This is a genomic window from Nostoc sp. ChiVER01, from assembly GCF_034531155.1.
GTDB lineage: Bacteria > Cyanobacteriota > Cyanobacteriia > Cyanobacteriales > Nostocaceae > Nostoc.
The window spans coordinates 122,358-146,774 of the sequence record NZ_JAVRBS010000008.1 but is presented as its reverse complement, the minus strand read 5'-3'; the positions used below and the strand labels follow the sequence as shown (position 1 = coordinate 146,774).

General features: G+C 40.6%; 30 protein-coding genes and 1 pseudogene. 8 read left to right on the top strand and 23 right to left on the bottom strand.

Annotated elements, in window-relative coordinates; genetic code table 11:
* Positions 1-279 precede the first annotated feature (279 nt).
* On the top strand, positions 280-495 hold the full coding sequence (locus RMY00_RS13195) for an acetyltransferase (protein WP_322647980.1): 216 nt from the start codon (positions 280-282) through the stop codon (positions 493-495).
* A 50-nt stretch (positions 496-545) separates the two neighbouring features.
* Here RMY00_RS13195 and RMY00_RS13190 read toward each other — a convergent pair whose 3' ends face one another.
* From RMY00_RS13190 to RMY00_RS13155, 8 genes are all read right to left on the bottom strand, one after another.
* Positions 546-1,013, bottom strand: a complete 468-nt coding sequence (locus RMY00_RS13190; protein WP_322647979.1) for an ABA4-like family protein — start codon at positions 1,011-1,013, stop codon at positions 546-548.
* Positions 1,014-1,134: 121 nt separating this feature from the next.
* Positions 1,135-2,175, bottom strand: a complete 1,041-nt coding sequence (gene cobW / locus RMY00_RS13185; RefSeq protein WP_322647978.1) for a cobalamin biosynthesis protein CobW — start codon at positions 2,173-2,175, stop codon at positions 1,135-1,137.
* A gap of 245 nt (positions 2,176-2,420) precedes the next feature.
* Complete coding sequence (locus RMY00_RS13180; protein ID WP_322647977.1) at positions 2,421-4,871, bottom strand: hypothetical protein; 2,451 nt, start codon at positions 4,869-4,871, stop codon at positions 2,421-2,423.
* A gap of 259 nt (positions 4,872-5,130) precedes the next feature.
* Entirely contained in the window at positions 5,131-5,967 is an 837-nt protein-coding gene (gene fghA / locus RMY00_RS13175; RefSeq protein ID WP_322647976.1) for an S-formylglutathione hydrolase, read from the bottom strand.
* Positions 5,968-6,041: 74 nt separating this feature from the next.
* The gene (locus tag RMY00_RS13170; RefSeq protein WP_322647975.1) at positions 6,042-6,605 is read right to left on the bottom strand and encodes a hypothetical protein; all 564 of its coding nucleotides are present in this window, start codon (positions 6,603-6,605) and stop codon (positions 6,042-6,044) included.
* A complete protein-coding gene (locus tag RMY00_RS13165; RefSeq protein WP_322647974.1) occupies positions 6,596-7,429 on the bottom strand; it encodes a DUF692 domain-containing protein in 834 nt (277 codons plus the stop codon). Before RMY00_RS13165 ends, RMY00_RS13170 begins: the two co-directional genes overlap by 10 nt.
* Positions 7,430-7,434: 5 nt before the next feature.
* Entirely contained in the window at positions 7,435-8,469 is a 1,035-nt protein-coding gene (locus tag RMY00_RS13160; RefSeq protein ID WP_322647973.1) for a TIGR04222 domain-containing membrane protein, read from the bottom strand.
* Positions 8,470-8,628: 159 nt separating this feature from the next.
* Entirely contained in the window at positions 8,629-9,429 is an 801-nt protein-coding gene (locus RMY00_RS13155) for an ion transporter (protein WP_322647972.1), read from the bottom strand.
* Positions 9,430-9,516: 87 nt separating this feature from the next.
* On the opposite strand from RMY00_RS13155, the gene RMY00_RS13150 reads away from it, so the two are divergent.
* Complete coding sequence (locus tag RMY00_RS13150) at positions 9,517-9,942, top strand: nucleoside deaminase (protein ID WP_322648107.1); 426 nt, start codon at positions 9,517-9,519, stop codon at positions 9,940-9,942.
* Positions 9,943-9,963: 21 nt separating this feature from the next.
* Here RMY00_RS13150 and RMY00_RS13145 read toward each other — a convergent pair whose 3' ends face one another.
* Together RMY00_RS13145 and RMY00_RS13140 are read right to left on the bottom strand one after the other, a co-directional pair.
* Positions 9,964-10,626, bottom strand: a complete 663-nt coding sequence (locus tag RMY00_RS13145; protein ID WP_322647971.1) for a response regulator transcription factor — start codon at positions 10,624-10,626, stop codon at positions 9,964-9,966.
* Positions 10,626-11,891: a sensor histidine kinase gene (locus RMY00_RS13140; protein WP_322647970.1), complete on the bottom strand. Its 1,266-nt coding sequence runs from the start codon at positions 11,889-11,891 to the stop codon at positions 10,626-10,628. The genes RMY00_RS13145 and RMY00_RS13140 overlap by 1 nt, the downstream gene beginning before the upstream one ends.
* Before the next feature lie 371 nt (positions 11,892-12,262).
* On the opposite strand from RMY00_RS13140, the gene RMY00_RS13135 reads away from it, so the two are divergent.
* The 4 genes from RMY00_RS13135 to RMY00_RS13120 all read left to right on the top strand — a co-directional run bounded on the left by RMY00_RS13135 (position 12,263) and on the right by RMY00_RS13120 (position 14,064).
* On the top strand, positions 12,263-12,775 hold the full coding sequence (locus RMY00_RS13135) for a P pilus assembly/Cpx signaling pathway, periplasmic inhibitor/zinc-resistance associated protein (RefSeq protein ID WP_322648106.1): 513 nt from the start codon (positions 12,263-12,265) through the stop codon (positions 12,773-12,775).
* Positions 12,776-12,993: 218 nt separating this feature from the next.
* Positions 12,994-13,236, top strand: a complete 243-nt coding sequence (gene sipA / locus RMY00_RS13130; RefSeq protein WP_322647969.1) for a regulatory protein SipA — start codon at positions 12,994-12,996, stop codon at positions 13,234-13,236.
* A 57-nt stretch (positions 13,237-13,293) separates the two neighbouring features.
* Positions 13,294-13,851, top strand: a complete 558-nt coding sequence (locus RMY00_RS13125) for a peroxiredoxin (RefSeq protein ID WP_322647968.1) — start codon at positions 13,294-13,296, stop codon at positions 13,849-13,851.
* 15 nt (positions 13,852-13,866) lie between these two features.
* Positions 13,867-14,064 (top strand): hypothetical protein, encoded by a 198-nt coding sequence (locus tag RMY00_RS13120; RefSeq protein WP_322647967.1) that lies wholly within the window; start codon positions 13,867-13,869, stop codon positions 14,062-14,064.
* 28 nt (positions 14,065-14,092) lie between these two features.
* On the opposite strand, the gene RMY00_RS13115 is transcribed toward RMY00_RS13120, so the two are convergent.
* From RMY00_RS13115 to RMY00_RS13075, 10 genes and pseudogenes are all read right to left on the bottom strand, one after another.
* A complete protein-coding gene (locus tag RMY00_RS13115; protein ID WP_322647966.1) occupies positions 14,093-14,731 on the bottom strand; it encodes a nucleotidyltransferase family protein in 639 nt (212 codons plus the stop codon).
* Positions 14,732-14,921: 190 nt separating this feature from the next.
* The gene (locus RMY00_RS13110) at positions 14,922-16,079 is read right to left on the bottom strand and encodes an XdhC family protein (protein WP_322647965.1); all 1,158 of its coding nucleotides are present in this window, start codon (positions 16,077-16,079) and stop codon (positions 14,922-14,924) included.
* 16 nt (positions 16,080-16,095) lie between these two features.
* Positions 16,096-17,163, bottom strand: coding sequence for an aldo/keto reductase (locus tag RMY00_RS13105; RefSeq protein ID WP_322647964.1), 1,068 nt, complete (start codon positions 17,161-17,163; stop codon positions 16,096-16,098).
* Between the two features lie 230 nt (positions 17,164-17,393).
* Positions 17,394-18,299, bottom strand: a complete 906-nt coding sequence (locus tag RMY00_RS13100; protein WP_322647963.1) for an aromatic alcohol reductase — start codon at positions 18,297-18,299, stop codon at positions 17,394-17,396.
* Entirely contained in the window at positions 18,244-18,483 is a 240-nt protein-coding gene (locus RMY00_RS13095) for a hypothetical protein (protein ID WP_322647962.1), read from the bottom strand. The genes RMY00_RS13100 and RMY00_RS13095 overlap by 56 nt, the downstream gene beginning before the upstream one ends.
* Before the next feature lie 9 nt (positions 18,484-18,492).
* Complete coding sequence (locus tag RMY00_RS13090; protein WP_322647961.1) at positions 18,493-18,645, bottom strand: hypothetical protein; 153 nt, start codon at positions 18,643-18,645, stop codon at positions 18,493-18,495.
* Positions 18,646-18,681: 36 nt separating this feature from the next.
* The gene (locus RMY00_RS13085) at positions 18,682-19,695 is read right to left on the bottom strand and encodes an NAD(P)-dependent alcohol dehydrogenase (RefSeq protein WP_322647960.1); all 1,014 of its coding nucleotides are present in this window, start codon (positions 19,693-19,695) and stop codon (positions 18,682-18,684) included.
* An 87-nt stretch (positions 19,696-19,782) separates the two neighbouring features.
* Positions 19,783-20,076: a hypothetical protein gene (locus tag RMY00_RS13080; RefSeq protein WP_322647959.1), complete on the bottom strand. Its 294-nt coding sequence runs from the start codon at positions 20,074-20,076 to the stop codon at positions 19,783-19,785.
* A gap of 21 nt (positions 20,077-20,097) precedes the next feature.
* Positions 20,098-20,256, bottom strand: a pseudogene (locus RMY00_RS36160) (NmrA family NAD(P)-binding protein); the annotation flags it as partial.
* 133 nt (positions 20,257-20,389) lie between these two features.
* Positions 20,390-21,094 (bottom strand): SDR family oxidoreductase, encoded by a 705-nt coding sequence (locus tag RMY00_RS13075; protein WP_322648105.1) that lies wholly within the window; start codon positions 21,092-21,094, stop codon positions 20,390-20,392.
* Here RMY00_RS13075 and RMY00_RS13070 point away from each other — a divergent pair.
* Entirely contained in the window at positions 20,982-21,239 is a 258-nt protein-coding gene (locus RMY00_RS13070) for a hypothetical protein (RefSeq protein WP_322648113.1), read from the top strand. The two genes, RMY00_RS13075 and RMY00_RS13070, sit on opposite strands and share 113 nt — an antisense overlap.
* 154 nt (positions 21,240-21,393) lie before the next feature.
* Here RMY00_RS13070 and RMY00_RS13065 read toward each other — a convergent pair whose 3' ends face one another.
* The 3 genes from RMY00_RS13065 to RMY00_RS13055 all read right to left on the bottom strand — a co-directional run bounded on the left by RMY00_RS13065 (position 21,394) and on the right by RMY00_RS13055 (position 23,470).
* Positions 21,394-21,906 (bottom strand): quercetin 2,3-dioxygenase, encoded by a 513-nt coding sequence (locus RMY00_RS13065; RefSeq protein WP_322647958.1) that lies wholly within the window; start codon positions 21,904-21,906, stop codon positions 21,394-21,396.
* Between the two features lie 146 nt (positions 21,907-22,052).
* Positions 22,053-22,949 carry an AraC family transcriptional regulator gene (locus RMY00_RS13060; RefSeq protein WP_322647957.1) on the bottom strand — a complete coding sequence of 299 codons (897 nt, stop codon included), beginning with the start codon at positions 22,947-22,949 and terminating at the stop codon, positions 22,053-22,055.
* Between the two features lie 143 nt (positions 22,950-23,092).
* A complete protein-coding gene (locus tag RMY00_RS13055; RefSeq protein ID WP_322647956.1) occupies positions 23,093-23,470 on the bottom strand; it encodes a DUF6632 domain-containing protein in 378 nt (125 codons plus the stop codon).
* Between the two features lie 419 nt (positions 23,471-23,889).
* Between RMY00_RS13055 and RMY00_RS13050 the strand changes: the two genes are divergently transcribed.
* Entirely contained in the window at positions 23,890-24,261 is a 372-nt protein-coding gene (locus tag RMY00_RS13050) for a hypothetical protein (RefSeq protein WP_322647955.1), read from the top strand.
* Positions 24,262-24,417: the final 156 nt, after the last annotated feature.

The window sequence follows — 24,417 nt, the reverse complement described above, 5'->3', positions numbered from 1 at the left end:
GCTAAAACCAAGATTATCTTAGCTGGATAATTTTATTAATCAGCATTCCCCGATTCGATTTTAGGTTCTGGATTAGGTATAAATCTGCTGTATTTATTTTATAAAAATGAACTCTACAGATACACACAAATTCATTTCGTGTAATTTTATGTGTGTATATCTGATAAAAATTTCCTTTAACAATTAAGGAATCTCCGCGTTCAAAATCGGTTGATATTTGAGCGAGTTTATTTTGAGACTCGCTTTGAACTTCCATGCAAACTCATTGAGGCAATTTCTATGCTTTTACAAGTCAAAGATAGTGGCGAATTGGTAAAGATTGTTGAGATTCAGGAATTAATTGACCCGAATAATGATGTTGTTCACGCAAAAGACCAAGAAGGTCAAGAAGAACAGCAACCTGAAAGTTTTAAAAAAGAAAATCTTGTTTTTCCTTCAGGTGAAGTTTTACCACGCTGTTGGTTAGATGCCGACTATAGACACGACAACGCTTAGTGATTAATATAGTAGGGTAACATAGTTGTGCTACCCTACTATATGCAACATTATGACGCAGCTTTTTCTTCTACTGTCACCGTTTCATTCTGCTGAGACTTTGGGAAAAATGTCTTAGTAATCCAGTCAGTTAAGATGTGAGACAATAATCCCATAGGGCCAGCAAACAAACACAGTGCAAGGGAGTGAATTGTCCAAATACCTGTTTTTTGTCCTTCCCAATAAATCCAACGCCCGACGAACAAATCCATCACTAAAAAATGAATCCAACCTGTTGCAGCAGCCGTTTCATCTGTAAAAAACCGCGCAATATCGGCTAATTGGGGATTTGATAACGCTTGGGCATTTTCTGGCGTAATGCTGTTAATAAACAAATACACATACGCCCCAGCTAACAGCACAAAGGGCAAATATGATGACATAATCTGCCGTGTCACTTTCCAATTTGGCAATAAAATCATCAATGCCCAAAAAGGCAATACAAAAAGATTGGCAATGTTAAATAGTTGGGACGTCATATTTTTGTAAGGTGAAGAATTTTCAGTTATTATTTGTTCTGAATTAACTAGTTATTCATAACTTGTAACTCTCAGGGTATAGATACCCGACTTATCAAAAAAGTCGGGTATCTGGGTAGCTTTATAAAGCTACAAGTTGTGATTCGATTTCTGAAGACTTCAAATCACGTCCGATAAAAACTAAACGCGTTTGCCTAGCTTCTTCTGGTTTCCAGGGGCGATCGTAAAATTTATCAAATCGGGTTCCTACACCTTGCATCACTAGGCGCATGGCTTTATTAGGCACTGCAACAAAACCTTTAATCCGGTAAATTTCTTGTTGTTGCACTAATGTTTGCAACTGCTGTTGCAACTTTTCGGGGTCAAAGGTACGATCCAAAATTAAATTAGTTGAGATAATTTCTTCGTCGTGATTGTGGTCTTCTTCGGTATCGTGATGACTAGGACGAGAATCTAAATTATCTTCCACTGCGGCTTGGAATCCTAATAATATAGATGCGTCTAGTTGAGAACCATTGCTTTCGACAATCTTCACCACTCTGGGCAATTCTTGCTTAATCAATTCCTCAACTCTGGCTTTTGCCTCAGCATCTACCAAGTCAATTTTATTTAATACTACCAAGTCTGCACAAGCAAGTTGGTCTTCAAACAGTTCTTGCAAGGGTGTTTCGTGTTCTAGACTATCATCTGCTTGGCGCTGGGCTGCGATCGCATCTAGATCGCTAGCAAATGTCCCCGCCGCTACAGCCGCACAATCTACTACAGTAATCACCGCATCCACAGTGGCGGCGTTACGAATTTCTTGCCAGCGAAAAGCCTTCACCAGTGGTTTTGGCAAGGCTAAACCAGAGGTTTCAATCAAAATGCAGTCGATGCTATCTCGCCGCTTGATTAACTCTTGCATCATCGGATAAAACTCTTCTTGCACGGTGCAGCATAAGCAGCCATTAGTTAATTCAAAGATATTAGTGTCGCCCTCACCATCTTCTGGGCAAACTTGACAGGATTTTAACAATTCGCCATCAATACCCAGTTCGCCAAATTCATTGACTAAAACCGCAATGCGGCGTCCTTGATTGTTTTGTAGCAGATGGCGAATTAGGCTGGTTTTTCCACTACCTAAGAAGCCTGTAATTACTGTGACAGGAATTTTTGTAGCCATATTTTTGCCTGATGTCCTCAGTATGGTAAGTTTTACGCATTACAAACTTAAATACTGAGATTAAGCTTGGTGTGAAGATTGACTTAGTTATTTTAAGCTGAAAGTCTATGGTAAGCCTGAAAATATTGCCGTTTTTGTTGAGTTTAGTTTTTTTGCAGTTTCACTCATGCTTTGGAGTCTCCCCAACAATTTTAATTATAGGCTCAGTTATCCGCTTGTAACACCAAGGTTGCCCTCCCTTTCTCCTATTCCTTGGTAGAAAACCATTGTAGGGGCAAAAATTTCATAATATTTGTTACAGTTTTTAAGGTTTTTAATTCTGGTATATCTGGTTTTAATTGTTCTGCGATCGCTAAATTTGGTTCAGCTTGTGCAGGTTGAAAATTATATAAATAAACAAAAGCTAAATAAATCCATGTGTAAGGATTCTGAGCATCATATTTAGTTAATTCTTTTAAATTTTGGATTAATTCTGGGACTTGGCGCTGTAAAAGTTGTGATAAGACTAAGGTGTAACGCCAATTTAAGTTATTTGGTTCTGTTTGCAGATAATAATTAGCCGCAAAATCAATTTGTTTTAAATAATCTTGAGTAGGATCGTATTGATTGAAATGAGCTACTTGCACAAATATATTATTTATTTTACCCTGTTGTAACTCTTGGGCTAGCTGCGAAGTTCGGGTAACTAAATCTAAAGCTGGCGATTTTTCTACTGTTCCGACATCTGTTAAATCTACCGTAATATCTGGAATATTTAAAGATGTGGTTTTGTTGTTTCTTCTATCTAAATATAGTGCTGATAGCTGATATCTTCCTAATGGTAGTGTTTTAGGAATAAATGTCGCCAAGGCTTCTTTTACTCGGAAAGTTCCTTCGGGATGACATTTGATACCACAGTATAAATTACCCAAACCAATAGCATGATCATGATACCAAGATGATTGGGTATTTTGCCATCTTAACAGTAATATACCGTTTTGCAAATCATCCCATGAACCTGTGATTTCATAATTTACAGGGTTACTTTTATCTAAAATTAATTGCTGAGAAATCGCTACTTTTTCTAGACTAATTACAGACTGACTATTATTTATTTTTTCAACAGTTACAGGAGGATTTTTGCAATTATATAAATGCATTTTATCTCCATGAGGTAATATCCAATTGCCCTGTAATTTTAAATCAGTAGAAGATTCGACTAAAGATTTTAATTTTCGTTTAGTCTCTCCACTTTCTCCAGGGTTATATGGTTCATTATCTCTAGTAATATACCAACAAAAATATTGTAAATCTTGTTCTACCTGAGATAATTTGGTTGTTAATTTTCTACCAGATACGCGAAAATCTGCTAATGCCCCAAAATAATTTAAAGTATACTCATTTATTTGTGGTGTAGAAACAGGAATTACCCCTAAATTCGACCTTAAATATAAATTGATTTCGGTGATTTTGTTTATCAGTTTCTCCAGCGGATATTCCTTAGCATCATTATTAGGTAAATGTCTACCACCCCATGCTTGAATTAGAGGTAATGGAAACAAATTATTTAGTAAAAATATGGTACTTACTAGTAGAGTGACTAATCTCAATCTATCAAAATATATATTTTCAATTAAATTGAATAAATCCGCCAATATTAAACTAATTATCGGAAAACATGGCAGAATAAATCTAATGTCTTTATTTGTGCCCAAAGTACAAATTATATAGCTACTTACTAACGTAACTAATAACCAAATTCGAGCCGACTTATGGAGATTTACTGAAATTAAATTAGTAGTAAATTTAGATTTAATCAGATAAACCAATAAAATGCCAATACTCACACATAATATTGGTAAACCAACGCTTTCTGGAATCATTTGTGGATAGTATAACCATCCAGCAATAGTTGTGGCAGAAGGATCGCCCTCTCTTTTTCCGACTTCGTTAGCGTTTAATGCTGATGTAATAATTGTTAACCAATTTAAGCCATACCAAAAACTACAAATTAACCAAGCTATCATTAAAGATAAGCAAGCTTGAATTAGCTTGACAAATCTACGTTTTCTAATAAAACTAATTAATGCCCAAATACTAGGAACTAAAATAAAAATAAAACCTGTAGGTTTAGATAATAATATTAAACCTATTCCTACGCCCAAAAGGATAGTTAACGCCCATGATACAAACCCAATACAACTATCTTTCCAAATTGTTAAAACGGTAAAAGTTACTGTAACAATTGCTGTCAAACCATAATCTATTAAATAATCTGTCCTAGTAACTCCCAAAATAGGAAATAACACACAAAATATGCTGGCAGTTATGCTAATTTTTCGGTTCTTAAATAAAAAATTACCTAAATGATATACTGAAACTATAATCATCGCAGTATATAATAAGTTGACCAAACTTGCTTGGTCATATCCACGTCCAAATAACATCAAAAATGGAACAGTGCAAATATATACAAAAGGAGCGCGATAACTTGGAGTTAATTCCCACAGAGATAACCACCAATCTCCTGAGAAAATATTGAAGTTTTGAAAAATTCTATAATGATGTAATGCTGTAGCTAAATGTGCGCTTTGATCGAAGGCTGGAATCGAGTCATCCATGAAAAACCAAGCTCTATCTATAGCTAATGCTATCAGCCAAATTACTAACAGGATAATATAATCTTTTCGATGTTGAGACTGGTCAAAATCACTCATATTTATTTGCTTAGAAACAAAGTTGAACCAATTATATATCTGTCATGTATCGCCATTTCATCAAAGATCGCTTGGCTTTTAAGACAGTCGCTACATTGATAGATTTTATTAAAAGTTATCACCCAAAGCTGATATTACATTATTTTTGTTAGACTTTTCCACCATCATTTTTGGTAGTCTTGTTCAAAAATAAAAATGGAAATGCAGGGTTTAAATATATGAAAACTGCTGTAATTAATAATGCGATACCTACGGTAAGCTACGCTAATGCATGGTGGCGGATATGATCTTCAATAAAACTGGCAATGAAATAATAACTGTGGTCATAGCCTTCTTGGTAACGCAAGTTTAGCGGTTGGCTAACATCTGCACAAGCTTGCTCAAACACTTCAGGCATTAATTGTTCAGCTAAAAATTTATCAGCAGTCCCTTGGTCAATGAGAATCGAACTGTGATATCCTACTTTTTTGACTAATTCACTAGCATCATAATCACGCCAACTTTCTTGATTGTTGCCAAGATAACCACCCAAAGCCTTTTGACCCCAAGGACAACGCATAGGTGCAGTGATAGGTGCAAAAGCTGATACTGATTTGTAAAGTTCTGGGTTTCTCATTGCACAGACAAGCGCCCCATGTCCCCCCATTGAATGACCGAAAATGCCTTGTTTTTCAGGTTGCGTAGGGAAATTTGCAGTAATTAAAGCAGGTAGTTCCTGGACAACATAACTATACATTTGGTAGTTTTTACGCCACGGTTCCTCTGTAGCATCAACATAAAAGCCCGCACCTGTGCCAAAGTCCCAGTCATCATCCTCACCTGCAATGCCAGTATTACGCGGACTTGTATCTGGTGCAACCAATATCAAACCGTACTCAGCTGCAAAACGCTGCACTCCTGCTTTCACCATAAAATTTTCTTCTGTGGAACTTAACCCAGAGAGGAAATAGAGAATCGGCACAGGTTTTTGAGTTGCTTGTGGTGGTTGATAGACAGCGAAACGCATTTCACCGTTACAGGTTGAGGAGGGATGGCTGTAAAAGCCGAGTTTGCCACCAAAGCTTTTATATTCGGAAATGAGGTTGAGGTTAGACATTGGTTATATTTTCTTTCTTTGAGCGATCGCCAGAGAAAGATTATTTTAGCGTGAACTACCTGGTAATTAACACGCTATAGTGAGCGTACAATATGCCGCAGTTGCGATCGCTTTGAGAACCGAAACCAAATTGCGATCGTTGGTTGGCGCTTCATCCCCTCTGCACTCGCTATGCCAACAGGATAACGAAACCAACACACAATTAAGCGGCTAGTAGGTTCATAAGCCAATAGCCATGTTTTTTCGTAGCGCACCAAATCACTGATCCAAGGTGGATCTGGGTTTTCCTTTTCAACAATGGCGATAAAATTAGCAAAAGCGATCGCATCTTCCCTATGTTTTTTGATTCCTTTTGGTACATGGGTTTGGGCATATCGCCAAAACAAAGCAGTAAAATTTTTACCTAACGCCCGCGCAGTGCGTGGAAGTAGTTCGCGTACTTCTCCCAACCGTTTCCACTTCAGAGAATTGGCAAAGATATTTACCTCTTTTGCTGAGAGTTGAGCTAACTTTTGTGCTTCATCGCAACTTAGCCCCAACTCTGCACAAACAGCTTCTGGATTAGCAAAGAAACGCTCTCTGAAATCGGTATTGGTGTAAAGTTGGGCTAAAACTTGTTGGGTTTGTGCTAACCCCATCTCCCATTACTCCTGCTAATCTCCCGTGCTTTTTGCAGTTCTTTTGTCAATTCTGCAAAAGGTGGCAAGTTTTCATCTCGTTCTAGGATAATCCCTTTAACTGGAACACGGGCAACAACTTCCTCCATAAGTTGCCATACTTCCTGTGGTGTGGATTGCGAATGGCTATCAATTAATATACCATCATGCCAATGTCCACCAACAAAATGTAATTGTACGATGCGATCGCACGGTAACTGTTGCAAAAAGTCATGGACATCATACCCATAGTTCACAGCATTAGTGTGGAGATTCGTTACATCTAATAACAGTCCACAATCAGAACGTTCTACCACCTCGGCTAAAAATTGGGCTTCAGTCATTTCTGCACCTGGAAGCGTCACCATGTAAGTGATATTTTCCAGAATCAGTGGTACATCAACCCAGCGACGAACTTCGGCAATGTTGCGACAGACTACTTCCACAGCTTCTTGAGTATAAGGTAGGGGCGACAAATGCCCGATATCGACTCCACCCGCTTTTGTAAAGCAGATATGCTCACTCCACCAAGGCGGGTTGAGTTGCTTAATTAATGCTGCAAGTTTGCGTAAATAATCTGTATCCAAGCCTTCAGCACTACCTAACGAAAGATTAATCGCGTGGGGAATTATTGGGAAATGAGCAGCAAGCAATTCTAACTCCTGCTGTTTTTGCCAAGATGCATCTAAATAGTGTTCAGCAACAATTTCTAAAAAGTCAACCTGCTGACGGTTAAGAAACAGATCACTTTTAAACGGTTCTCGAAAACCCAACCCCACGCCTAAACTAGGGAGATGAGAAAGCATTGCTGTTAACCTCCTCCACAGCCACCACCGCAACCACCACCGCAACCACCACCACAGCCACCACCGCATGAAGAGCCACTGTCAGAACCACTACTGCATGAGAAACCACTGTCAGAACTACTACTGCATGAGGAGCTAGTGCCAGAACTACTACTGCATGAGGAGCTAGTGCCAGAACTATTACTGCGAGAACTACTATTACCAGAACTACTAGAGTAGCTAGCTGTTCTAGAATATGTTGGTGGAAAAAACGCTTTGTAATATGAGTCGTAGGAGGTTCTAGCCAGTGCTTCAACTCCAAATAGTGCTACTAGCAAATTGTAGTCAAATACAGAAGGGATATCGAATTTTGCTTTCTGCTGCAATCGAGTAAATGTTTCTTGCAGTTGTTCCAGATACATTTTTCCCCGATGACTGAGATGTGTACGTCTACTGACAAACCACAGCAAAAAGATAATGGATAATACACCAATTGTGATTAATAAACTTGCGTTATAGCGTCCCTTACCCAAGGCGATGAGCAGCTTATAGCCTCCCAAGCTGAAAATAATCATCGCCCCAATCAAGCCAACTTTGATATTCCGTTCTTGCCACTGGAAAGCATACAACAATTGCTCATTTTGGAGTTTTTCTTTATAGGCATTGCTGTATGACTGGATACTCTGCGTTGCCAACCAAACAGATGTTTTAGCTGTGGAAGAAGAAGAGAATTTATCAAATACCTCACGCTCTATAGGCTCTAGGTGAGATAAATCAGGATGATTTGGTGCTTGGCTGATGGATTGTTCATTGACTTGCAAATAATCCCGAACAATCAAGTCAAATAACGCTACATTGGCGATTCCTGTTTCTTGAGAACGCAAATACGCGATTTCGTAGGGATCTGGTTCAGCAGGAATTAACGGCAGAGGCTGGTTTTTGGTTGGATCTTGCACTAGCTGTCGGCAAACTACCAAAGTTATCCCAATGACAAAGCAATAAAACAGTAAAAAATCTGGCCCATACATATCTGCAATTTGATTATGCAGTAATGCATTCATTGCCTTTACTCCTTGTTAGGAAATTACTGAAAGTAAGAGAAATTAAATGACTCAATGTTTGCAGCGTTTTTTAGAACATTTGGCTTTCTCAGGTTTGTCATCTACTTTACCACAAGATTGTAGCACACCCTAAAATTTATCCTCCGTCAGTACCACAACTTAACTCTCTGAATCAACCCTGCGACTAGGTAACTTAGTCCCGCACCTTTTACAAAAACCAGCATCTACATCATGAAAAGCCAAACCACAACCTGAACAAGCTGTTTCTACCTGATTAGCAGTTTTCACAACTTGCTTAATTAAATCTCCCACTTGCCAAGGAATCAGCGCAATTCCCGTAAAAATCATCAGGACTGTTAGCAAGCGCCCTAATCCCGAAATTGGAATAACATCGCCAAACCCTACAGTTGTCATTGTGACAACAGAGAAATAAAAAGCATCTAAAAACGTACCATAATTTTGAGGATTAACCGGATGCTCTACTTGATAAATTAAGCCAGAATAAATAAAAACAATTGTAAATAATGTAAATAATATTCGCGCAAAGATGACTCCATCTTCGGTGCTGATAGTGGCGAATAAAAATTTCCTATCTATCAATCTGATTAATCGTAAAATCCGAAACCATCGCAGTAAGCGGATAAAGCTAATATCCACCAGTCCTAGAAAGAAAGGCAAAATTGCTATTAAGTCAATAATTGAATAAAAGCTAAAAATATACTTAATCTTATTTTCAGAACTCCAGAGACGAAGCGAATATTCCACCGCAAAGATGATAACGATCGCACAATCGACTAAATGCAACTGAAACCGTACAGAATCAGGAATATTATAAGTCTCTGCTACAAAAATCCCCGATGATATTAACACCATAACGGCAAGTGTTAAATTAATCGCTTTACCTATTGGTGTTTCTAGGTCTTTTAAGTAGAATTCTGTTTCTTGTCTGCTCAGTAACATATTCGATCATTAATAATCTTAATTCCCATTTATAGCATTAGAAATACGATATTATTAATCATTATCCTTATGTTAACCTCAGCTTATATGAACCCAGAATATTTTATGCGTTTAGCTTTGGCAGAAGCAAAAAAAGGAGATGCGCCTTATGGTGCTGTGATTGTTAAAGATAACGAAGTCGTTGCCGTAGCTCATAACACCGTTAATAGAGACAACGATCCATCAGCCCATGCGGAAATTAACGTTATTCGTAGTTTAACAGCTAAACTTAAAAACCCTTCTTTAGAAGGTTATAGCATATATACAACTGGTGAACCCTGTCCCATGTGTGCAACTGCTTGTGTTTGGAGTGGTTTATCAGAAATCGTATATGGTGCTTCAATTCAAGATTTGATTACCCTAAATCAATCACAAGTTAATATATCTTGCGAAGAAGTGATTGCTAAGTCATTTAAAAACATCAAGCTCACAAAAGACGTTTTAAAAAATGAATGTTTGGATTTATTTAAATAAGCATGATGAATTAGGAAATATTTAACTTGATTCATTCAAATAAGATAAATAAGTATTTGCCCAAATCGCAGCTTGAGTGCGATCGCGCAAATTTAATCTGTTTAAAATATTCGTAACATGATTTTTTACTGTCCCCTCAGAAATGTAGAGTTCCTGAGCAATTTCTCGGTTACTAGCGCCTGTAGCTATTAGCCGCAAAACCTCCTTTTCTCTCGGAGTGAGTTCAGCTAAAGTAGACGGTACAGGGGGTGATTGGGTTGGTGTACCATTAGAAAACTGAGTTAACAGCTTTTTAACTATACCTGGGCCTAATTGAGTATATCCTTTATAAACGGCACGAATAGCAACAGCTAATTCTTCTGAGGGTGTATCTTTCAATAGATAACCCATTGCCCCATTTTGCAACGCTGCTGATACATATTCATCATCATCAAAAGTCGTCAGTACTAAAATTTTAGTTTTGCCAAAGCGTTTTTGAATTTCTCGCGTAGCTGCAACTCCATCCATAATGGGCATTCTGATATCTAGCAATACTACATCGGGCTGAAATTCAGCAACTAAATTAATCGCCTGTTGCCCGTTTTCTGCTTCTCCTACTATGTCTAAATCTGGTTCTAATTCTAATAACGCTCTTAATCCTTGACGAATTAAACCTTGGTCATCTACCAACAGCACTTTAATCATTATGTCAACCTCATTAAGGGAATATTAACTGTAACTTTGCAACCAGAACCAGGAGTGCTATTAATATTAAACTCACCTCCAAGTGCTAAAGTGCGATCGCGCATACTATGAAGTCCAAAACCTGTAGTATTTTGTCCTAAATCAAAACCTCTACCATTATCTTGAATTATCAATCGCAAATTACCTCTATTCGTAGCCAGTTCCAGTTTAACCTCTGTGGCATAAGCATATTTAGATATATTTGTCAAAGATTCTTGAGTAATTCGGTAAATAGCGGTGTTTATTTCAGGTGGTAGAGGATATTGCAGGTTAATTTGATAAATTGGTAAAATACCATTTGAGCGATGAAAATTTTCTGAAAGACTAGCGATCGCCCGTTCTAAAGATTGTTCTTGTAAGGGATTCAAGCGCATAGTAGAAACAGATTCACGGACATCTTTTAGGGCTTTTGAACCTAATTCTTTTGCTGTTGCTAGAAATGTTTCAGCCTTACCCGGGTTAGCTTGCCATAGTTTTAAAGCAGTTTCTAATTGCAGATTTAAAGCAGTTAGAGAATGTCCTAATGAATCATGAATTTCACGAGCAATGCGGTTGCGTTCTTCTAAGGTAGCTTGATTTTCAATTTGCATGGCATATTGGCGCAGTTTTTCATTAGCGATCGCTAGCTTTTCTCGACTTTGCCGTTCAGACAATACTGCATTCATCATTAACAACACAAAAACTAAACTTAAGCCAAATACCAGCGACGAATTCAAAATCAAAAATCGATATCGCTCTTGTGCTTGTGGCGATGTTTGAAAATTGAATAATTGATATTTTAGTTGTGTAGTAAGTAAAAATAAGGAAAATGATAAACCTGTAACGAATAAACGCCCATTTAACTGAAAAATTAAACAACTTCGAGTCACTAAAATTATGTAAAGAAACGGAAATAATCGAGCAAATCTTTCTCCAAAAAGTCCAATTATTAAAATTAACAGAATTTCAATAGTTGTGTAGATTACTTTATTCTTCTGGTTATTTCTGGGTAATCTTAAACCCATCGCTGCAAAAATAATCAGACTATAAATTGATAGTTCTGGTAATATGCTACAAACTGACAAGTCTGGAAATGCACCACAAATTGAGATTTCTGGAGGCTTAGGACGAAAATGCTTTAACGGAGGTGGTATAAAGGCTGTCAATGCGGTGATCGCCAGTAATGTCCACTCTAGATAAAGTAGAGACGGAAAAGGATGTTTCTTAATTTGAATTGGAGGATTCATTAGCCACGTTTCTCCAGTCATAAATGAGTTAAAAGTTAGGATTTAGTAGTTAAAATTTAAGAGTTAAAAGTTAGGATTATAGATTGTTTTAACGATAGCATCCGTCATTTAAAATTTTCGCTTTTTGAAAAATTAAGAGTGAATGTAGAGTATAAGAACATTATGTAATAAACTAAACAAAGATTTATAAATTCATCATAATCAAAAAAATTATTATTTATAGCTACTAACTCTTTATTATCAATTATGTTTGTCTAAATTCAATCATGACTAAAGTCATGGGTAAAACCATGACTTTCTCCTCATGTGATTACTAAAGAGAAATTCTTATGATAGTGGCATCCAACCAGGAAAAACCTACAAAACAAGCAATGAAACTAAAAGCATTATCGCTAGTCGCTGGAGCGATCGCTCTAACTTTAAGTGCAACCTCCTTTGCTGTTAACGCCCAAACAGCCTCTCCTTCACCCGTGTTACTTGCACAAACTCCGCAGAAAGAAAGGGGCCCTTGGAAAGAATTGGGTCTAACAGATACTCAAAAAACCCAAATTCAGGCAATTCGTCGTGATAGCCGCACCAAAATGGAGGCTGTTTTCACCCCAGAACAAAAGGCCAAGTTAGACGCAGCAAAACAAGCACGTCGAGCTGAATGGCAAGCGCGTAAGGCTCAGGGGCAAACAGGTCAACGCCAACCAGGTCAACGTCGAGGAAAGGGTGGTTATGCTGACTTAAATCTGAGTGAAGTACAAAAAACCCAACTCCGACAAATCCGGGAGTCTGAAAAACAACAGATTCAAGCAGTCTTGACCGCCGAACAGCGCCAAAAATTAGAGCAATTCCGTCAAAATGCTCCTTCGCGCCGTCAACAAGGCAATCCTCAATAATAATTTTTCAAAAAATAGCTAACTTGACTAATGCCTAAGCATTATTTTTCATAGTCAAAAATTAATAGACTTCTTGCAGAAGACGCGGAAAGGGGATGAAATTTTTCCCCTTTCCCTTTCCCTATTTATTCCCATGCCCAATTCCCAATGCCCCATTTAGTAGACTTTTAAGCTAGTTATGAGTTATGAGTTAATTCAAAACTCCTAGCTTGATTAAAATGTCTAAAGAATTTGCAATTGGTAGTAAAGTGCGGGTTGTGGCACTACCGCCTTACGTAAAAACTGCTGAACCTATGCCCATGCTGCGCCCACCCGACGTAATTCACCTTGGCGAAGAGGGTATAGTCATTGACCGCAGACCTGGTGGATATTGGGGTATTCGCTTTACTAGGGGAGCCTTTCTCTTAGATAGCCAATACATCGAAAGCACAGATACCCCAACCGAATCTGATTTAAAGTGAGATTAGCAGCAACGAAGAATTGTAAACTTGTGTAAAGTTGTAATTCTGGTTTTCACCATGATTTCCCGCCGCACTTTTTTAAGCATATTATTTGCCAGTTGTATTTCTCTCATCAGCTGGCTGAATTTTACCCCTGCTGCTGACGCTCTTGGTGGTAAACTTCCTGCAATTAATCAACCCGCACCAGAGTTTACTTTGCCAACCAATACAGGTAATGGCAAAATTTCTCTCTCTGACTTGCGCGGTAAGTGGCTAGTTCTCTACTTTTATCCCAAAGACTTCACCTCTGGTTGTACTATAGAGGCTCGCCGTTTTCAGCAAGATTTACCCCAATACGTCAAAAAAAATGCTCAGATTATTGGTGTAAGTGCTGATGATATTGATTCTCACGCCGAATTTTGTGATTCAGAGGGGCTAAAATTTCCTCTGTTGGCTGACACTGATGGTTCAGTGAGTAAAGCTTACGGTTCGTGGCTGGGCTTTTTATCTATGCGGCACAGTTTTATCATCGACCCTCAAGGCATATTGCGCGAGACTTTCGTCAAAGTCAACCCAAACATTCATAGTTCAGAAGTGCTGGCACGATTAGAAAAATTACAATCTACAGCTTCTTAGACAATTAGTTTCAAATTGCGAATTGCGAATTGGTTTAATTGCTCTCTTCTCTACAAGACACTGCGCGATCGCCCCGCTACGTTCGCGCAGCGTCTCCATAAAGAAGCCCATTGCCTAGCTTGCTTCTCGCCTTTGGCGAGTATTACGATTGGTATGAGCAAAGCTAACGAAAAAGTCTACGGCTTTGCTTCTGAATTCTTAAACTGGCGATAAGCCGGGGACATCATCGCAGTAGAATAAGTTAATTCTGTGCTTTGGTAATTGATATCAATTGTTCGTAATCCTTTGGTGTATCAATATCGATATCCCCTAGTGGAAACGGAATGGAAAATACTTCATTAAGGTTTTTATTAATAACTCTTTTTGCTCCTGAATTTTCTTTCAAAGCGGCAAGTTCTGAAAAAAATATCTGACTAAATAGAGCAGGTACACCTAATGTTCCTGCATATTCACAAGCTATAATCGGTTTTTTTGTGGAATAATATGCATCAACAAGTTGATTAATAATTTGGTGAGAAACAAATGGCTGGTCGCAAAGTGTAATAACTACTGCTTCTATTTTTTGAGGAAGATTATTTAACAATTCAATACCGCTTTTGATTGAAGCACTCATTCCATAAGCCCAATCCAAGTTTTTAACTACTGTAACGGGAAGTTGCTTAATTTGGGGATAAATCTGTTCTGCATTTGCTCCAAGTACTACTACTATAGGTTGACAAACTGAAGCGATCGCCATTTCTGTAATGTATTGCAAAAAACTACGTCCTTGATAAAGCAATAGTTGTTTAGGTGTACCCATCCGAGTAGATGCACCAGCAGCAAGAATCATAATGGCTATAGTTGATTTCTCATTGTCTATTTGCTCAGTGTTAAATACCATAACAGATAAACCAGGAGTCAGAATACAGAATTCAGAATACTCTACCCATAAAGGGATAGAGTTCTAAGGCAAGAATATTTTAATTTTTTTCGCTTAACTTCGGGCGAGGTTTTAACCAATATTCGTCACCCACTCGTACAGAATTAATACTGAATGCTGACTCCTGAGTTCTGAATTCTTCTTATAAAAACTATGTGGTAAGTAGCAAGTTTGAATTGCTTTCATAGGATTGATGAATTGGTTGATTGCGATTTTTTAAAAAACTACCACTGCGATTTGTTAGCACAGCTTGAATTTCAGCAATAATGGCGATCGCTATTCCTTCAGGTGTATCCGCTCCGATGTCAATCCCAATAGGGCCATGCAATCTTTTTAATTGTTCAGTAGTATAAACTATTCCTTGCGAACGTAAATCTTCAAGTAATCTTTCAGTACGCGGCTTTGGGCCTAAAACTCCTATGTAGCGTGCAGGAGATGCCAGCAACATTTTTAAAATTTCCAGGTCGTCAAGGTAATTATGCGTCATGACCACAGCAACCGTGTAGGCATCTATAAATATCTGTTTTTGTACAGTTTCTCGCCGAGTCAGAATCACATCACAAGGCATAGTAAATCGCGCTTTAGTTGCTTCATTAGCTCGACAATCTACTACAGTAACGTCCCAACCTAATGATTGAGCAAACTGTGCTACAGGTACAGCATCGTAACCTGCACCAAATATTATTAAAGGTGTTGGTGGTTGGATGACTTCGATGAAAACTTCTACACTACCTAAAGGTAAATGATAGTTATTTACCTTTGACTTTTGATGAACAAAAGCTGCTTGACTATCTGCCAGCAGAGATTGAATTAAATTTGCATCTTTGATGTCGGTGATAATTTTACCATTTGGATATAGCAGTAAGCGCGACCCAAGTTTGACTTTTACTGCGCCTTCAAATGCAAAAACTGTAGCAATAATACCCAAATGTTTTTTATTAAAGCACTCCTGTATAAAAGCGATCGCATTCGGCGTGTTTTCTCTCTCAAGACGTTCGATGAGAACTTGCACTATTCCATTGCATCCCAGACCAAAGCCCCAAAGAATATCTTCAGAGGCGGTGTTATCGTAAGTAACAACAATTGGTTCGCCATCTGACATTCGCTGTTGAGTATGCTCAAATACGTCATTCTCCAAACAACCAGCACTGATTGTTCCAATCATCTCACCTGTATTTGTCATCAACATTTTGGCACCTGGTCGGCGATAGGTTGAACCTTGAGTTTTGACTACAGTGGCAAGGAAAGTGATTTTACCAATTTTTTGACTTGACTCGAAGCTTTCTAAAATTGCTTTTAGTTCATTCATTTGATTGCATTAATATTTATCCCAGCCAAGCTGGATTCATCGCTGTACTATCATTTTGGGTTGTGGTCTTATATCGTTCGTACTGCCCTTTAGTTGCTGCCTCACGGGTACGTGCTAACAGTGTTGCTACTCGTGCGCGATCCATTGGCTCAAAGGTGCGGACTGCCTCGAAGGCTTGGTCTAAAATTCTCATGCTATCAATGCCTGTAATTACAACTGAGGTAGGCAAATTCATTGCGTAGTGTAAGCACTCTATCGCACTAACCGTGTTGCTTCTGAGAATGTAAGACTCTCCAATTGATTTCATTCCCAGGACACCAATATTGTTTTTCACTAGCACAGGTAGTACCTGATTTTCAAAACTTCTAAAATGAGCATCCATAACATTTAATGGCATCTGCACAGTGTCGAAGCGGAAATTATTTTGTGCAGCAGTTTCTAGCATCTGGAGGTGAATCTGGGGATTCTTATGTCCTGTAAAACCGATATAGCGAATTTTGCCTGCTTTCTGCGCCTCTACCACTGCTTCCATTGCGCCGCCAGGAGCAAAGACGCGATCGGGGTCTTCAAAGCGCAGTATTTCATGATGCTGCAATAAATCAATGTGATCGACTTGTAAATCTTTGAGCGATTCATCAATCTGCATTTTGGCAGCAGCTTTGGTGCGACCATCGATTTTTGTCATTAAGAAGACCTTTTGGCGATAACCATTCTTGAGAGCATTTCCCATCCAACGGTGGCTTCGTCCGTTGTGATAGTCCCAAGAGTTATCCATAAAGTTGATGCCGCGATCGATGGCACTGCGGATCAACTTGATACTTTCTTGTTCTTCTTCAATTTTTCCAATGTGATACCCTCCCAAGCCAATCACAGATACTTGTTCTTTGGTGCGTCCGAGATTGCGATACAACATTTCGCCGCGTCGAGTTGAAGCGGGTGTTTGGGCTAGGAGTTGGGTATTTTCATCAACAGGTTTTGTTTCGGCGAGGGTCGGTTGCAAAAATCCTTCCGAAACTGCAAGTCCTGCTGCCACTAATCCCGAAGCAGAAGCAGTTTTTAACAAGCTGCGTCTACTGATTTCCATAATTATCTCCTACAAGCAACAACAGGAATGAGCCGTATAGTATCACGGCAATCTGGCACAGAAACTCTAGCTAAGGTGTGTTTTGAAACATAGTCCGCAAGATGCATTCACAATGCAAGTCGATGCATTGTTAAAACTCTCATTTGGCTGCTCTGTTTTATGCTTCGTAACGAACTCACTCGCAAGCAAGACACAAAGGCACCATCAGTTTTTTCACTAAAGCTGCCGTTTTAGGAATTTTCTTTGCTCAGAAATTGCTTAACCGTCTTAGGTTTAATGTGGGGATAGCGATCGCTCCCAATCCGATCGAGTTTGCCTTTACCCGATACCATCGCGTACATATACTGGTCGTAAACGTACTCTTCAAGTGAACTGGCTGACGCTTTTTTATTAGCAATCCAAGCTTTCATCTCGGCAATACTGCCCAATGATTTTTCGGTTAATTTGCTGCCCATTGCCTCTTCATAAATGGCTTTCAACTGCTTCGCGGTTAGAGTGTCACCTGCGACTTCTAATGCCATGTTTCCTAAGCCTGGATCGCTCACCGCTTCAGCCACATACTTGGCGGTATCATCAGTAGTGGTAAGATCGAGCGGCGTTTCACCATCGCCCCAGAATTGAAATATCTGATGTTCTAAGTCAAACAGTGGCATATAGGTAATAAATTCCATAAATACCCCGTTGAGAACTAAGGTATATTCCAAACCGCTTTGCTGGAGATACTCAAACACTTCCTTCCGCATATCCAAGTTATCATTGTCGCCATAGTCCAGCTTGCGATAGTCTACCGAGTAATCGGAGGGAATGAACCGCTTCACGTTCTGCTGTTTTGCCGCATCAATCAGGTTTTTCTGTCCTGGCACGGTTACTTCATTATTGCCGATCGCAGAGACGACAACATCAACTCCTGCACACGCTGGCAGTAGGGTTTCAGGCTGCATCACGTTGCCTTCGACTATCGTTGCGCCCAAAGCTTTCATTGCGTCGATCTTTTTACGATTTTCTGGATTGCTGTCGTTAACTGAACGCACCATTGCTTGCACATTCACATCGCCTTTGTCAAGTAGAGCCGAAACAATCTTAGAACCCAGCATCCCAGTAGCACCAGCGACTAGAACCGTCAATTTTGTCGTCATGATTTTTTTTGTGAAGTTTACAAAATCTGTTTCTTAATGAGGCGGATTCGCTACCTAAAAAGCAACTGCACATCAGCGATCGCCTGCCAGCTCTTGCGAGCCACTTATTCATCGTCAGCAACTCAGGAAATTGCGATCGCAGCAAAGCGAGATCGGTGCCTTTGTGTCCGAGTTGTTGCATCACCTGCCGCAATTAGATATCTTCTAATTCGATAACATCGAAGACTAATCCCACCAATCCCAACGCTTGTTTTTCTGCTTCCGTTAAGGCTGTAGATTTATTTAAGGAAGGGTCTTGAAGTAGTTCGATGCCACGCTTGCCGTTGAGATTAGGGGTGATAATCAAGGTTTCACTTTGTAATTAGTTAAGGTTTGAATTGAGTTAAATCTTGATCGCGATTTTGCCGAAATGTTTCCCTTGCTCCAGGTCGGTAAATGCCGCTCTTACCTCGTCGAAAGTAAAAGTGCGATCAATGACTGGATGAATGTCGTGCTGTTTGATCGCCTGATTCATGTCCTGAAAATCCTGCGTATTGCCAACTTCCATGCCGCGAATCGTCGCATGTCGTTCCATCAGGGACAGCGCATTGATCGTCATTTCCGAACCGCCAAGTAGACCCATAATCGAGATGCTTCCGCCCGTTCGCAATACGTTGAGCGATCGGACGAGATTTTTGCCGCCGACGGTTTCGAGCACTGCGTCAACACCAACGCCATCAGTGAATGAGAGCACTGTTTCTTCCCAGTTAGGTGTAGTGTGGTAATTAATGAGATAGTCGGCTCCTAAATCTTTGGCTCGTCGGAGTTTAGTATCACTGCTCGATGTAATAATGACATGGGCACCGAGTGCTTTGGCAAACTGAAGGGCAAAAATCGAAACACCGCCCGTGCCGTGTAGTAATACCGTCTCGCCTGCTGTGACACTGGCATAGTGCAGCGCGTTCCAAGCAGTCAACCCAGCCACGGGTAAAGTACACGCTTCTAAAGCCGAGAGATTGGCAGGAGCCTTTGTCAATCGATCTACCTTAAAGACTTTATATTCGCTTAATTGTCCGGGAGAGCCGACCCCTTGGCGTGTCGCATAGTCTACGGCTTGCTTGGTCGGTTCGCCGCTAGTCCATTTGGGAATGAAGGTCGTGACTACTGCATCGCCAGGTTTGAAAGCAGTCACATCATTGCCCACTTGTTCAACGGTGCCTGCCCCATCCGCCCCTGGTATAAATGGCAGGGGTAGGTTAGGATTCAGCTTGCCAGTGACTACCATCAAATCGACGTAGTTGAGTGAAACGGCTTGGATTTTGACCAGGACTTCATCAGTAGCAGGTTGCGGCTTAGGCACTTCAATCGATTCGAGATGGTGGATGCCGAAACCGTTTTGGATCGCAATAGCTTTCATTGTTGTTCTGTGATAATTTTGACAGCAGCGATTGGAAATTACTTCGTTAACATTCATGTTGAAGTGTAGGCTAGTAAATCGAGCCTGTTAAAGCTGATATAGCGATCGCCTACCAATTTCACCGCAGTGCGACTTCGCCGCCCTCAGATTGAAGGCAGCCAGTAGCACGAGTTTACCAGCTCCCGCAAGCCACTTATCCATCGTCAGCAACCCAGGAAATTGCGATCGCAGCAACGCGATATCGGCATTGCCAGCTAATCGCCCCAGATCGACCAGCCTAGCTAGACCGCCAAGGAAAGCATTTTTGTCCTCCACTGCGATGAATTGCATCGGTCGATCGAGTTTCATAAAGAAGGCAAACTCGCCTTTTTCGAGACCCATGCCAGGTAGCGTCAGGATTTCCATGAACGCGCTCGGATGGATGATAGTGCTGACGATATTCAGACCGCGAATATACTCCTCGATCTCACTTTTGGTATCAAAATGCCCCATTCCAGTTTTGGTCGCTCCCGCAGCATTTGCCGAACTATAGACGAGGTGGCGAAGGCATTTGCCACAGATCCGCCTTGTTGTCCTGTCGCACCGAAAACGAGGACTGTTTTATCTCGGTATTTCATGTCTATTGCCAAATAGTAAAGTAAGTTTTACTCCGACTACCAATACCCGATGCATCGTAAAAATTTGTTGATCTCGATCAGGTCGCTGTGTATCCGCCATCGATAACCAACGGTTGTCCGGTGATGTAGCTAGCAGCATCAGAACAGAGAAACACCACGGTTTGAGCAATCTCTTCCGGTGTTCCCATGCGTCCCATTGGCACAGTCGGCGCTGCGTCAGGCGATCGAGTGGTGGTTGGGTCGAGACGATCCATCATAGCCGTCACAATCAAGCCAGGATTGACTGCGTTGATCCGAATGCCCTGTTTGGCATAGTCCAGTGCTGCTGATCGAGTCAGCCCCATGACGGCATGTTTACTCGCAATGTAGGGAGAAATGCCTGGAAACGCAATCAAACCTCCCATTGAGGAGTTGTTGACAATCACACCTGCGCCTTGACTCAACATCTGGTCAATCTCGTACTTCATGCATAGAAAGACACCCCGTACATTAATTGACATCAGCTTGTCAAACTCTTCGATCGATTGTTCATGCAGCGGTTTAACTGAGGGATCGATCCCGGCATTGTTAAAGGCACAGTCAAGCTTTCCAAACTTCTCGACGGTGGTTTGCACCAAGGTTTGAACCTCGGCTTCGTTTGAGACATCCGATCGGACAAACAAACAGTCAATGCCAGCATCACGAAGTTCAGCTTCGGTGGCTCTACCCTCTGCCTCACGTCGTCCTGAGAAGACCACCTTTGCTCCGGCAATACCGAGCGCAAGTGCCGTGGCTTTGCCAATTCCTGATGTTGCTCCTGTGACTAGCGCAACTTTGTCTTTGAGCATCATAGATTTCCTTTACCAAGATATTGGTTTACCTGCACATGTCTACAAATTCGGCTTTATTAACTCGTTTACCTGTAATAGCCACAACTCAGCTCAATAGACAACGTGACTAGCCTGGAAATTGATCTTAACAATCTCTTCAGCCAGTTTTTCTCGTTAGACGCGACGCTTCCCTTGTCAGATCAGGGATTGAAGTTGCAAAAAGAGAACTTTAACTTGAACAGCCAAACTTAGATCGTCCGGTGTCCGATAATTTAGCTTGCAAAACCTTGTAAGAATTTGGTTTTAGCCGCAGGATACTGCTGGATGACTTGCTCAAGCGCTTGATTAGCTTGTTCTTGATTGGGAAAAGGTATTGAAGCAGGAGGCAATGTGCGCGCTTGGGCGGGTACAGTCGTTGCTATAATCGTGTACTCAAAACCTGCGGGTACATAGGTGTTGAGTAGTCGAGCCGTTTCAGAATCAATTTGAAAAGCGTGCTTTGTACCCCGTGGAATTGACACAAACGATCCAGCAGTTGCTTTAATCGGCTGGTCTTCGACAAAGAAGGTGGCTTCGCCTTCCATAATGTAGAAGGTTTCATCTGCCGCCTCATGGATATGAGGCCCTGCTGCTGGGCCGTGCGGCACCAACTGTTCTATACAAGAATACTGTCCATCCGTATCTTCAGCAGTTGCCAGCATAATCCAGAGAATGCCCATACCCCAGTAAGCGCGACCTTCGGCACTATTAACTTGAAAAGCTTGTGGCTTGTTTTGTGCGTTCATGTATAAATCCTTTATTTCAATTAGTTGTAATTTATGGTGAAAAAAGCTTAATTTTTATTCCTTGATTGACCAATCTTTAGAAATCGTAGGAAAAATGAAGCCTGACTGTCTTGGATAATCTTGCTTTTTGACAGTACATTCTTGCTCTAAGCGCGGAACTGGCTGGGTGAAACACCAAAATGGCGCTTGAAGTGGCGGTTAAGGTGACTTTGATCGACAAAGCCTACTTGAATTGCAATGTTAGCTATCGAGAGATTTGTAGTCTTGAGTAGCCGTTTTGCCTCTTTTGTGCGGCATTTGAGCAAATACTGGTGTGGTGTTAACCCAGTCGATTGTTTAAACAAACGGCTAAAGTAATAAGGACTGATCTGCACCATTTCAGCCATGCTCATCAGGCTAGGATTCTGCGTCGAATGCTGGTGAATATATTCAGTCACTTGTCGTAATCGAGCTTGTGATAATCCATCAGAATAGCTTGCAATTTTGGGCTTTTGGGTTGAGTAGTGCCGTAGTAAATGAGCAGAAAGTGCGGTTGCCATTGACTCGGTGTAGAGGCGATCGCAGGCATTCTCAGATTCAAGATTTACTTTTAGAGCAATCCCAATTTGATAAATTAAGGGGTCATTTAATTTGAATTGGGGTACAATCTCAAGTCGATCTGGATCGGCTACTTCCGCCGCGATCTGCTCGATAAACTTGGGTTCAAGGTGTAGAGCAATCCACTCACTTGAATGCTGTAAACGGACTGATACGGGAGCAGTTGCAGGGGTTAAACAAATATCGCCGTTTCTGAAGCTCGCGCATCGTAGATGACCATTGAGCAATTGCTCTTTGATCGCGTCGGCATGATTGAGATGAATTGTGATCAGATGCTGTGAGAAACAATGCTCAGGAGTTTCAACGGCATTGTGGTATTTGTAATAGCTAACTCTGACTCCATTCCAGAATCCTTTTTGACTAGCAAGAACAGGCGCACTTGAACCAATTTTTGAAATGAATTCGTCGCTGGCAGCGTCAAGTATTAACGGCTGTTCTGTAGTCATGCTTCTTCTATTAGCTGAACTAACTGCATACCAATTTTTAAGAGTTGAATAGTTCAATCAGCAACCCTGTAATTCTTATTTAGATAGGTCGGCAGATGCTTATCTATTCAATTGTGGGAAATACACAGACATTTTACGCTCGTTCATGTACTTGATACCACTTTGCGGGGCGCTAAGAAGCCAAGGACAATTGCTACCAAGAACAATGCTGGAACATCACCAAACAAGTGTCCCTGTTCAACAGGGTCAATTACTGCATGTACCGCCATGATCAGCCCGTGGACTGCACTTGATATTACGGTGAACCAGATTAAACTGAGGTGAGCTTCTGGTTGCCTTGAAGCTAACAGTAAAAAGACACCAAGTGTTGCATAAACACCAATGATCATCTGTTCGTATTCGTGCTGACCTGGTTGCCATAACCAGCCTGATGCCCATACCTGAGTTAGCGGATAGATAAGTAGAAAAGCTATGCCAACAAGAACCAGAGCGATTCGTAAGTAGCGATCGCGCTCATCCATTGCTTTAACCTCCGCTATTTTCTAGTGCAGTCTCTACTAACAAAACTGTATAATTTTTTGATTGTATTCCCAATAGTTACACTTCAGCTTGGAGTGTTAGAAATTTTAATGCTCCTCATGGTTTTTAGTGTCGTCTTACAGTTTTGTAATTGCATCGGTCTGTTATGCCAATACATCGACCTGTTATGTTAATACATCGGTCTGTTATGCCAATACATCAGTCTGTTATGCCAATACATCGACTTGTTATGCCAATACATCGACTTGTTATGCCAATACATTGACTTGTTATGCCAATACATCGACCTGTTATCTGAAACTATCCTTTCTAACCTTTCCCTATCTAAAAATTTCATGTTACTGATATTTTTTTTGTTGTAATGGGTACATTAAATATATAAATTACTAAGTATGCATGTATGCCTCCCCAAAATACAACAAACCGTTTGCGCCCTCAAACCATTAGTCAAGATATTGACTCATTCCACGGTTTACAAACCGTCAGCACCTACAACACAACTCGTGCTGATGCCTCAACTGCAAAATTACAGGAAGTTTATCAGGCAATGTTGATTTCTCAACAAACCGAAACCGAGAAACTAGCTTTATACCGTGCTGCTGCTGATGCTGCTCGATTAGCAGAATGGGAATTTCATAATGCTGTATTAGCGATGAAAGAAGTTGTGCGCGGGCAATATGGCTCAGATAGCGATCAAGCTCAAGCAGTGGGACTAAAGAAAAAATCAGACCGCAAGCGTCCTTCGCGTAAAAAGATAGTCGCGATGGCGTAACTGCCTGCTGGAAGCGATCGCAAGTTATACCAATTCTCCAAAAGGAGACAACAGATATAAATCACGAAAGTCTTACTGCATCTAAGTTTCTTAATTGCGTACAGCCCTGCGGGCATGAAAACAGCAAAGCGGGGCGTTCGCTTTTAGCGTCTCCAA

What these genes read in the sequence shown, in the direction of transcription:
- RMY00_RS13050 (WP_322647955.1), top strand. Translation starts at nt 23,890, where the DNA reads ATGCCTCCCCAAAATACAACAAACCGTTTGCGCCCTCAAACCATTAGT.
- cobW (WP_322647978.1), bottom strand. Translation starts at nt 2,175, where the DNA reads ATGGCTACAAAAATTCCTGTCACAGTAATTACAGGCTTCTTAGGTAGT.
- RMY00_RS13145 (WP_322647971.1), bottom strand. Translation starts at nt 10,626, where the DNA reads ATGATTAAAGTGCTGTTGGTAGATGACCAAGGTTTAATTCGTCAAGGA.
- RMY00_RS13105 (WP_322647964.1), bottom strand. Translation starts at nt 17,163, where the DNA reads ATGGAAATCAGTAGACGCAGCTTGTTAAAAACTGCTTCTGCTTCGGGA.
- RMY00_RS13170 (WP_322647975.1), bottom strand. Translation starts at nt 6,605, where the DNA reads ATGGGGTTAGCACAAACCCAACAAGTTTTAGCCCAACTTTACACCAAT.
- RMY00_RS13125 (WP_322647968.1), top strand. Translation starts at nt 13,294, where the DNA reads ATGATTTCCCGCCGCACTTTTTTAAGCATATTATTTGCCAGTTGTATT.
- RMY00_RS13100 (WP_322647963.1), bottom strand. Translation starts at nt 18,299, where the DNA reads ATGACGACAAAATTGACGGTTCTAGTCGCTGGTGCTACTGGGATGCTG.
- RMY00_RS13135 (WP_322648106.1), top strand. Translation starts at nt 12,263, where the DNA reads ATGAAACTAAAAGCATTATCGCTAGTCGCTGGAGCGATCGCTCTAACT.
- RMY00_RS13055 (WP_322647956.1), bottom strand. Translation starts at nt 23,470, where the DNA reads ATGGATGAGCGCGATCGCTACTTACGAATCGCTCTGGTTCTTGTTGGC.
- RMY00_RS13085 (WP_322647960.1), bottom strand. Translation starts at nt 19,695, where the DNA reads ATGAAAGCTATTGCGATCCAAAACGGTTTCGGCATCCACCATCTCGAA.
- fghA (WP_322647976.1), bottom strand. Translation starts at nt 5,967, where the DNA reads ATGTCTAACCTCAACCTCATTTCCGAATATAAAAGCTTTGGTGGCAAA.
- RMY00_RS13180 (WP_322647977.1), bottom strand. Translation starts at nt 4,871, where the DNA reads ATGAGTGATTTTGACCAGTCTCAACATCGAAAAGATTATATTATCCTG.
- RMY00_RS13070 (WP_322648113.1), top strand. Translation starts at nt 20,982, where the DNA reads ATGCCAGCATCACGAAGTTCAGCTTCGGTGGCTCTACCCTCTGCCTCA.
- RMY00_RS13080 (WP_322647959.1), bottom strand. Translation starts at nt 20,076, where the DNA reads ATGGGTCTCGAAAAAGGCGAGTTTGCCTTCTTTATGAAACTCGATCGA.
- RMY00_RS13155 (WP_322647972.1), bottom strand. Translation starts at nt 9,429, where the DNA reads ATGTTACTGAGCAGACAAGAAACAGAATTCTACTTAAAAGACCTAGAA.
- RMY00_RS13115 (WP_322647966.1), bottom strand. Translation starts at nt 14,731, where the DNA reads ATGGTATTTAACACTGAGCAAATAGACAATGAGAAATCAACTATAGCC.
- RMY00_RS13110 (WP_322647965.1), bottom strand. Translation starts at nt 16,079, where the DNA reads ATGAATGAACTAAAAGCAATTTTAGAAAGCTTCGAGTCAAGTCAAAAA.
- sipA (WP_322647969.1), top strand. Translation starts at nt 12,994, where the DNA reads ATGTCTAAAGAATTTGCAATTGGTAGTAAAGTGCGGGTTGTGGCACTA.
- RMY00_RS13060 (WP_322647957.1), bottom strand. Translation starts at nt 22,949, where the DNA reads ATGACTACAGAACAGCCGTTAATACTTGACGCTGCCAGCGACGAATTC.
- RMY00_RS13065 (WP_322647958.1), bottom strand. Translation starts at nt 21,906, where the DNA reads ATGAACGCACAAAACAAGCCACAAGCTTTTCAAGTTAATAGTGCCGAA.
- RMY00_RS13165 (WP_322647974.1), bottom strand. Translation starts at nt 7,429, where the DNA reads ATGCTTTCTCATCTCCCTAGTTTAGGCGTGGGGTTGGGTTTTCGAGAA.
- RMY00_RS13140 (WP_322647970.1), bottom strand. Translation starts at nt 11,891, where the DNA reads ATGAATCCTCCAATTCAAATTAAGAAACATCCTTTTCCGTCTCTACTT.
- RMY00_RS13150 (WP_322648107.1), top strand. Translation starts at nt 9,517, where the DNA reads ATGAACCCAGAATATTTTATGCGTTTAGCTTTGGCAGAAGCAAAAAAA.
- RMY00_RS13160 (WP_322647973.1), bottom strand. Translation starts at nt 8,469, where the DNA reads ATGAATGCATTACTGCATAATCAAATTGCAGATATGTATGGGCCAGAT.
- RMY00_RS13190 (WP_322647979.1), bottom strand. Translation starts at nt 1,013, where the DNA reads ATGACGTCCCAACTATTTAACATTGCCAATCTTTTTGTATTGCCTTTT.
- RMY00_RS13195 (WP_322647980.1), top strand. Translation starts at nt 280, where the DNA reads ATGCTTTTACAAGTCAAAGATAGTGGCGAATTGGTAAAGATTGTTGAG.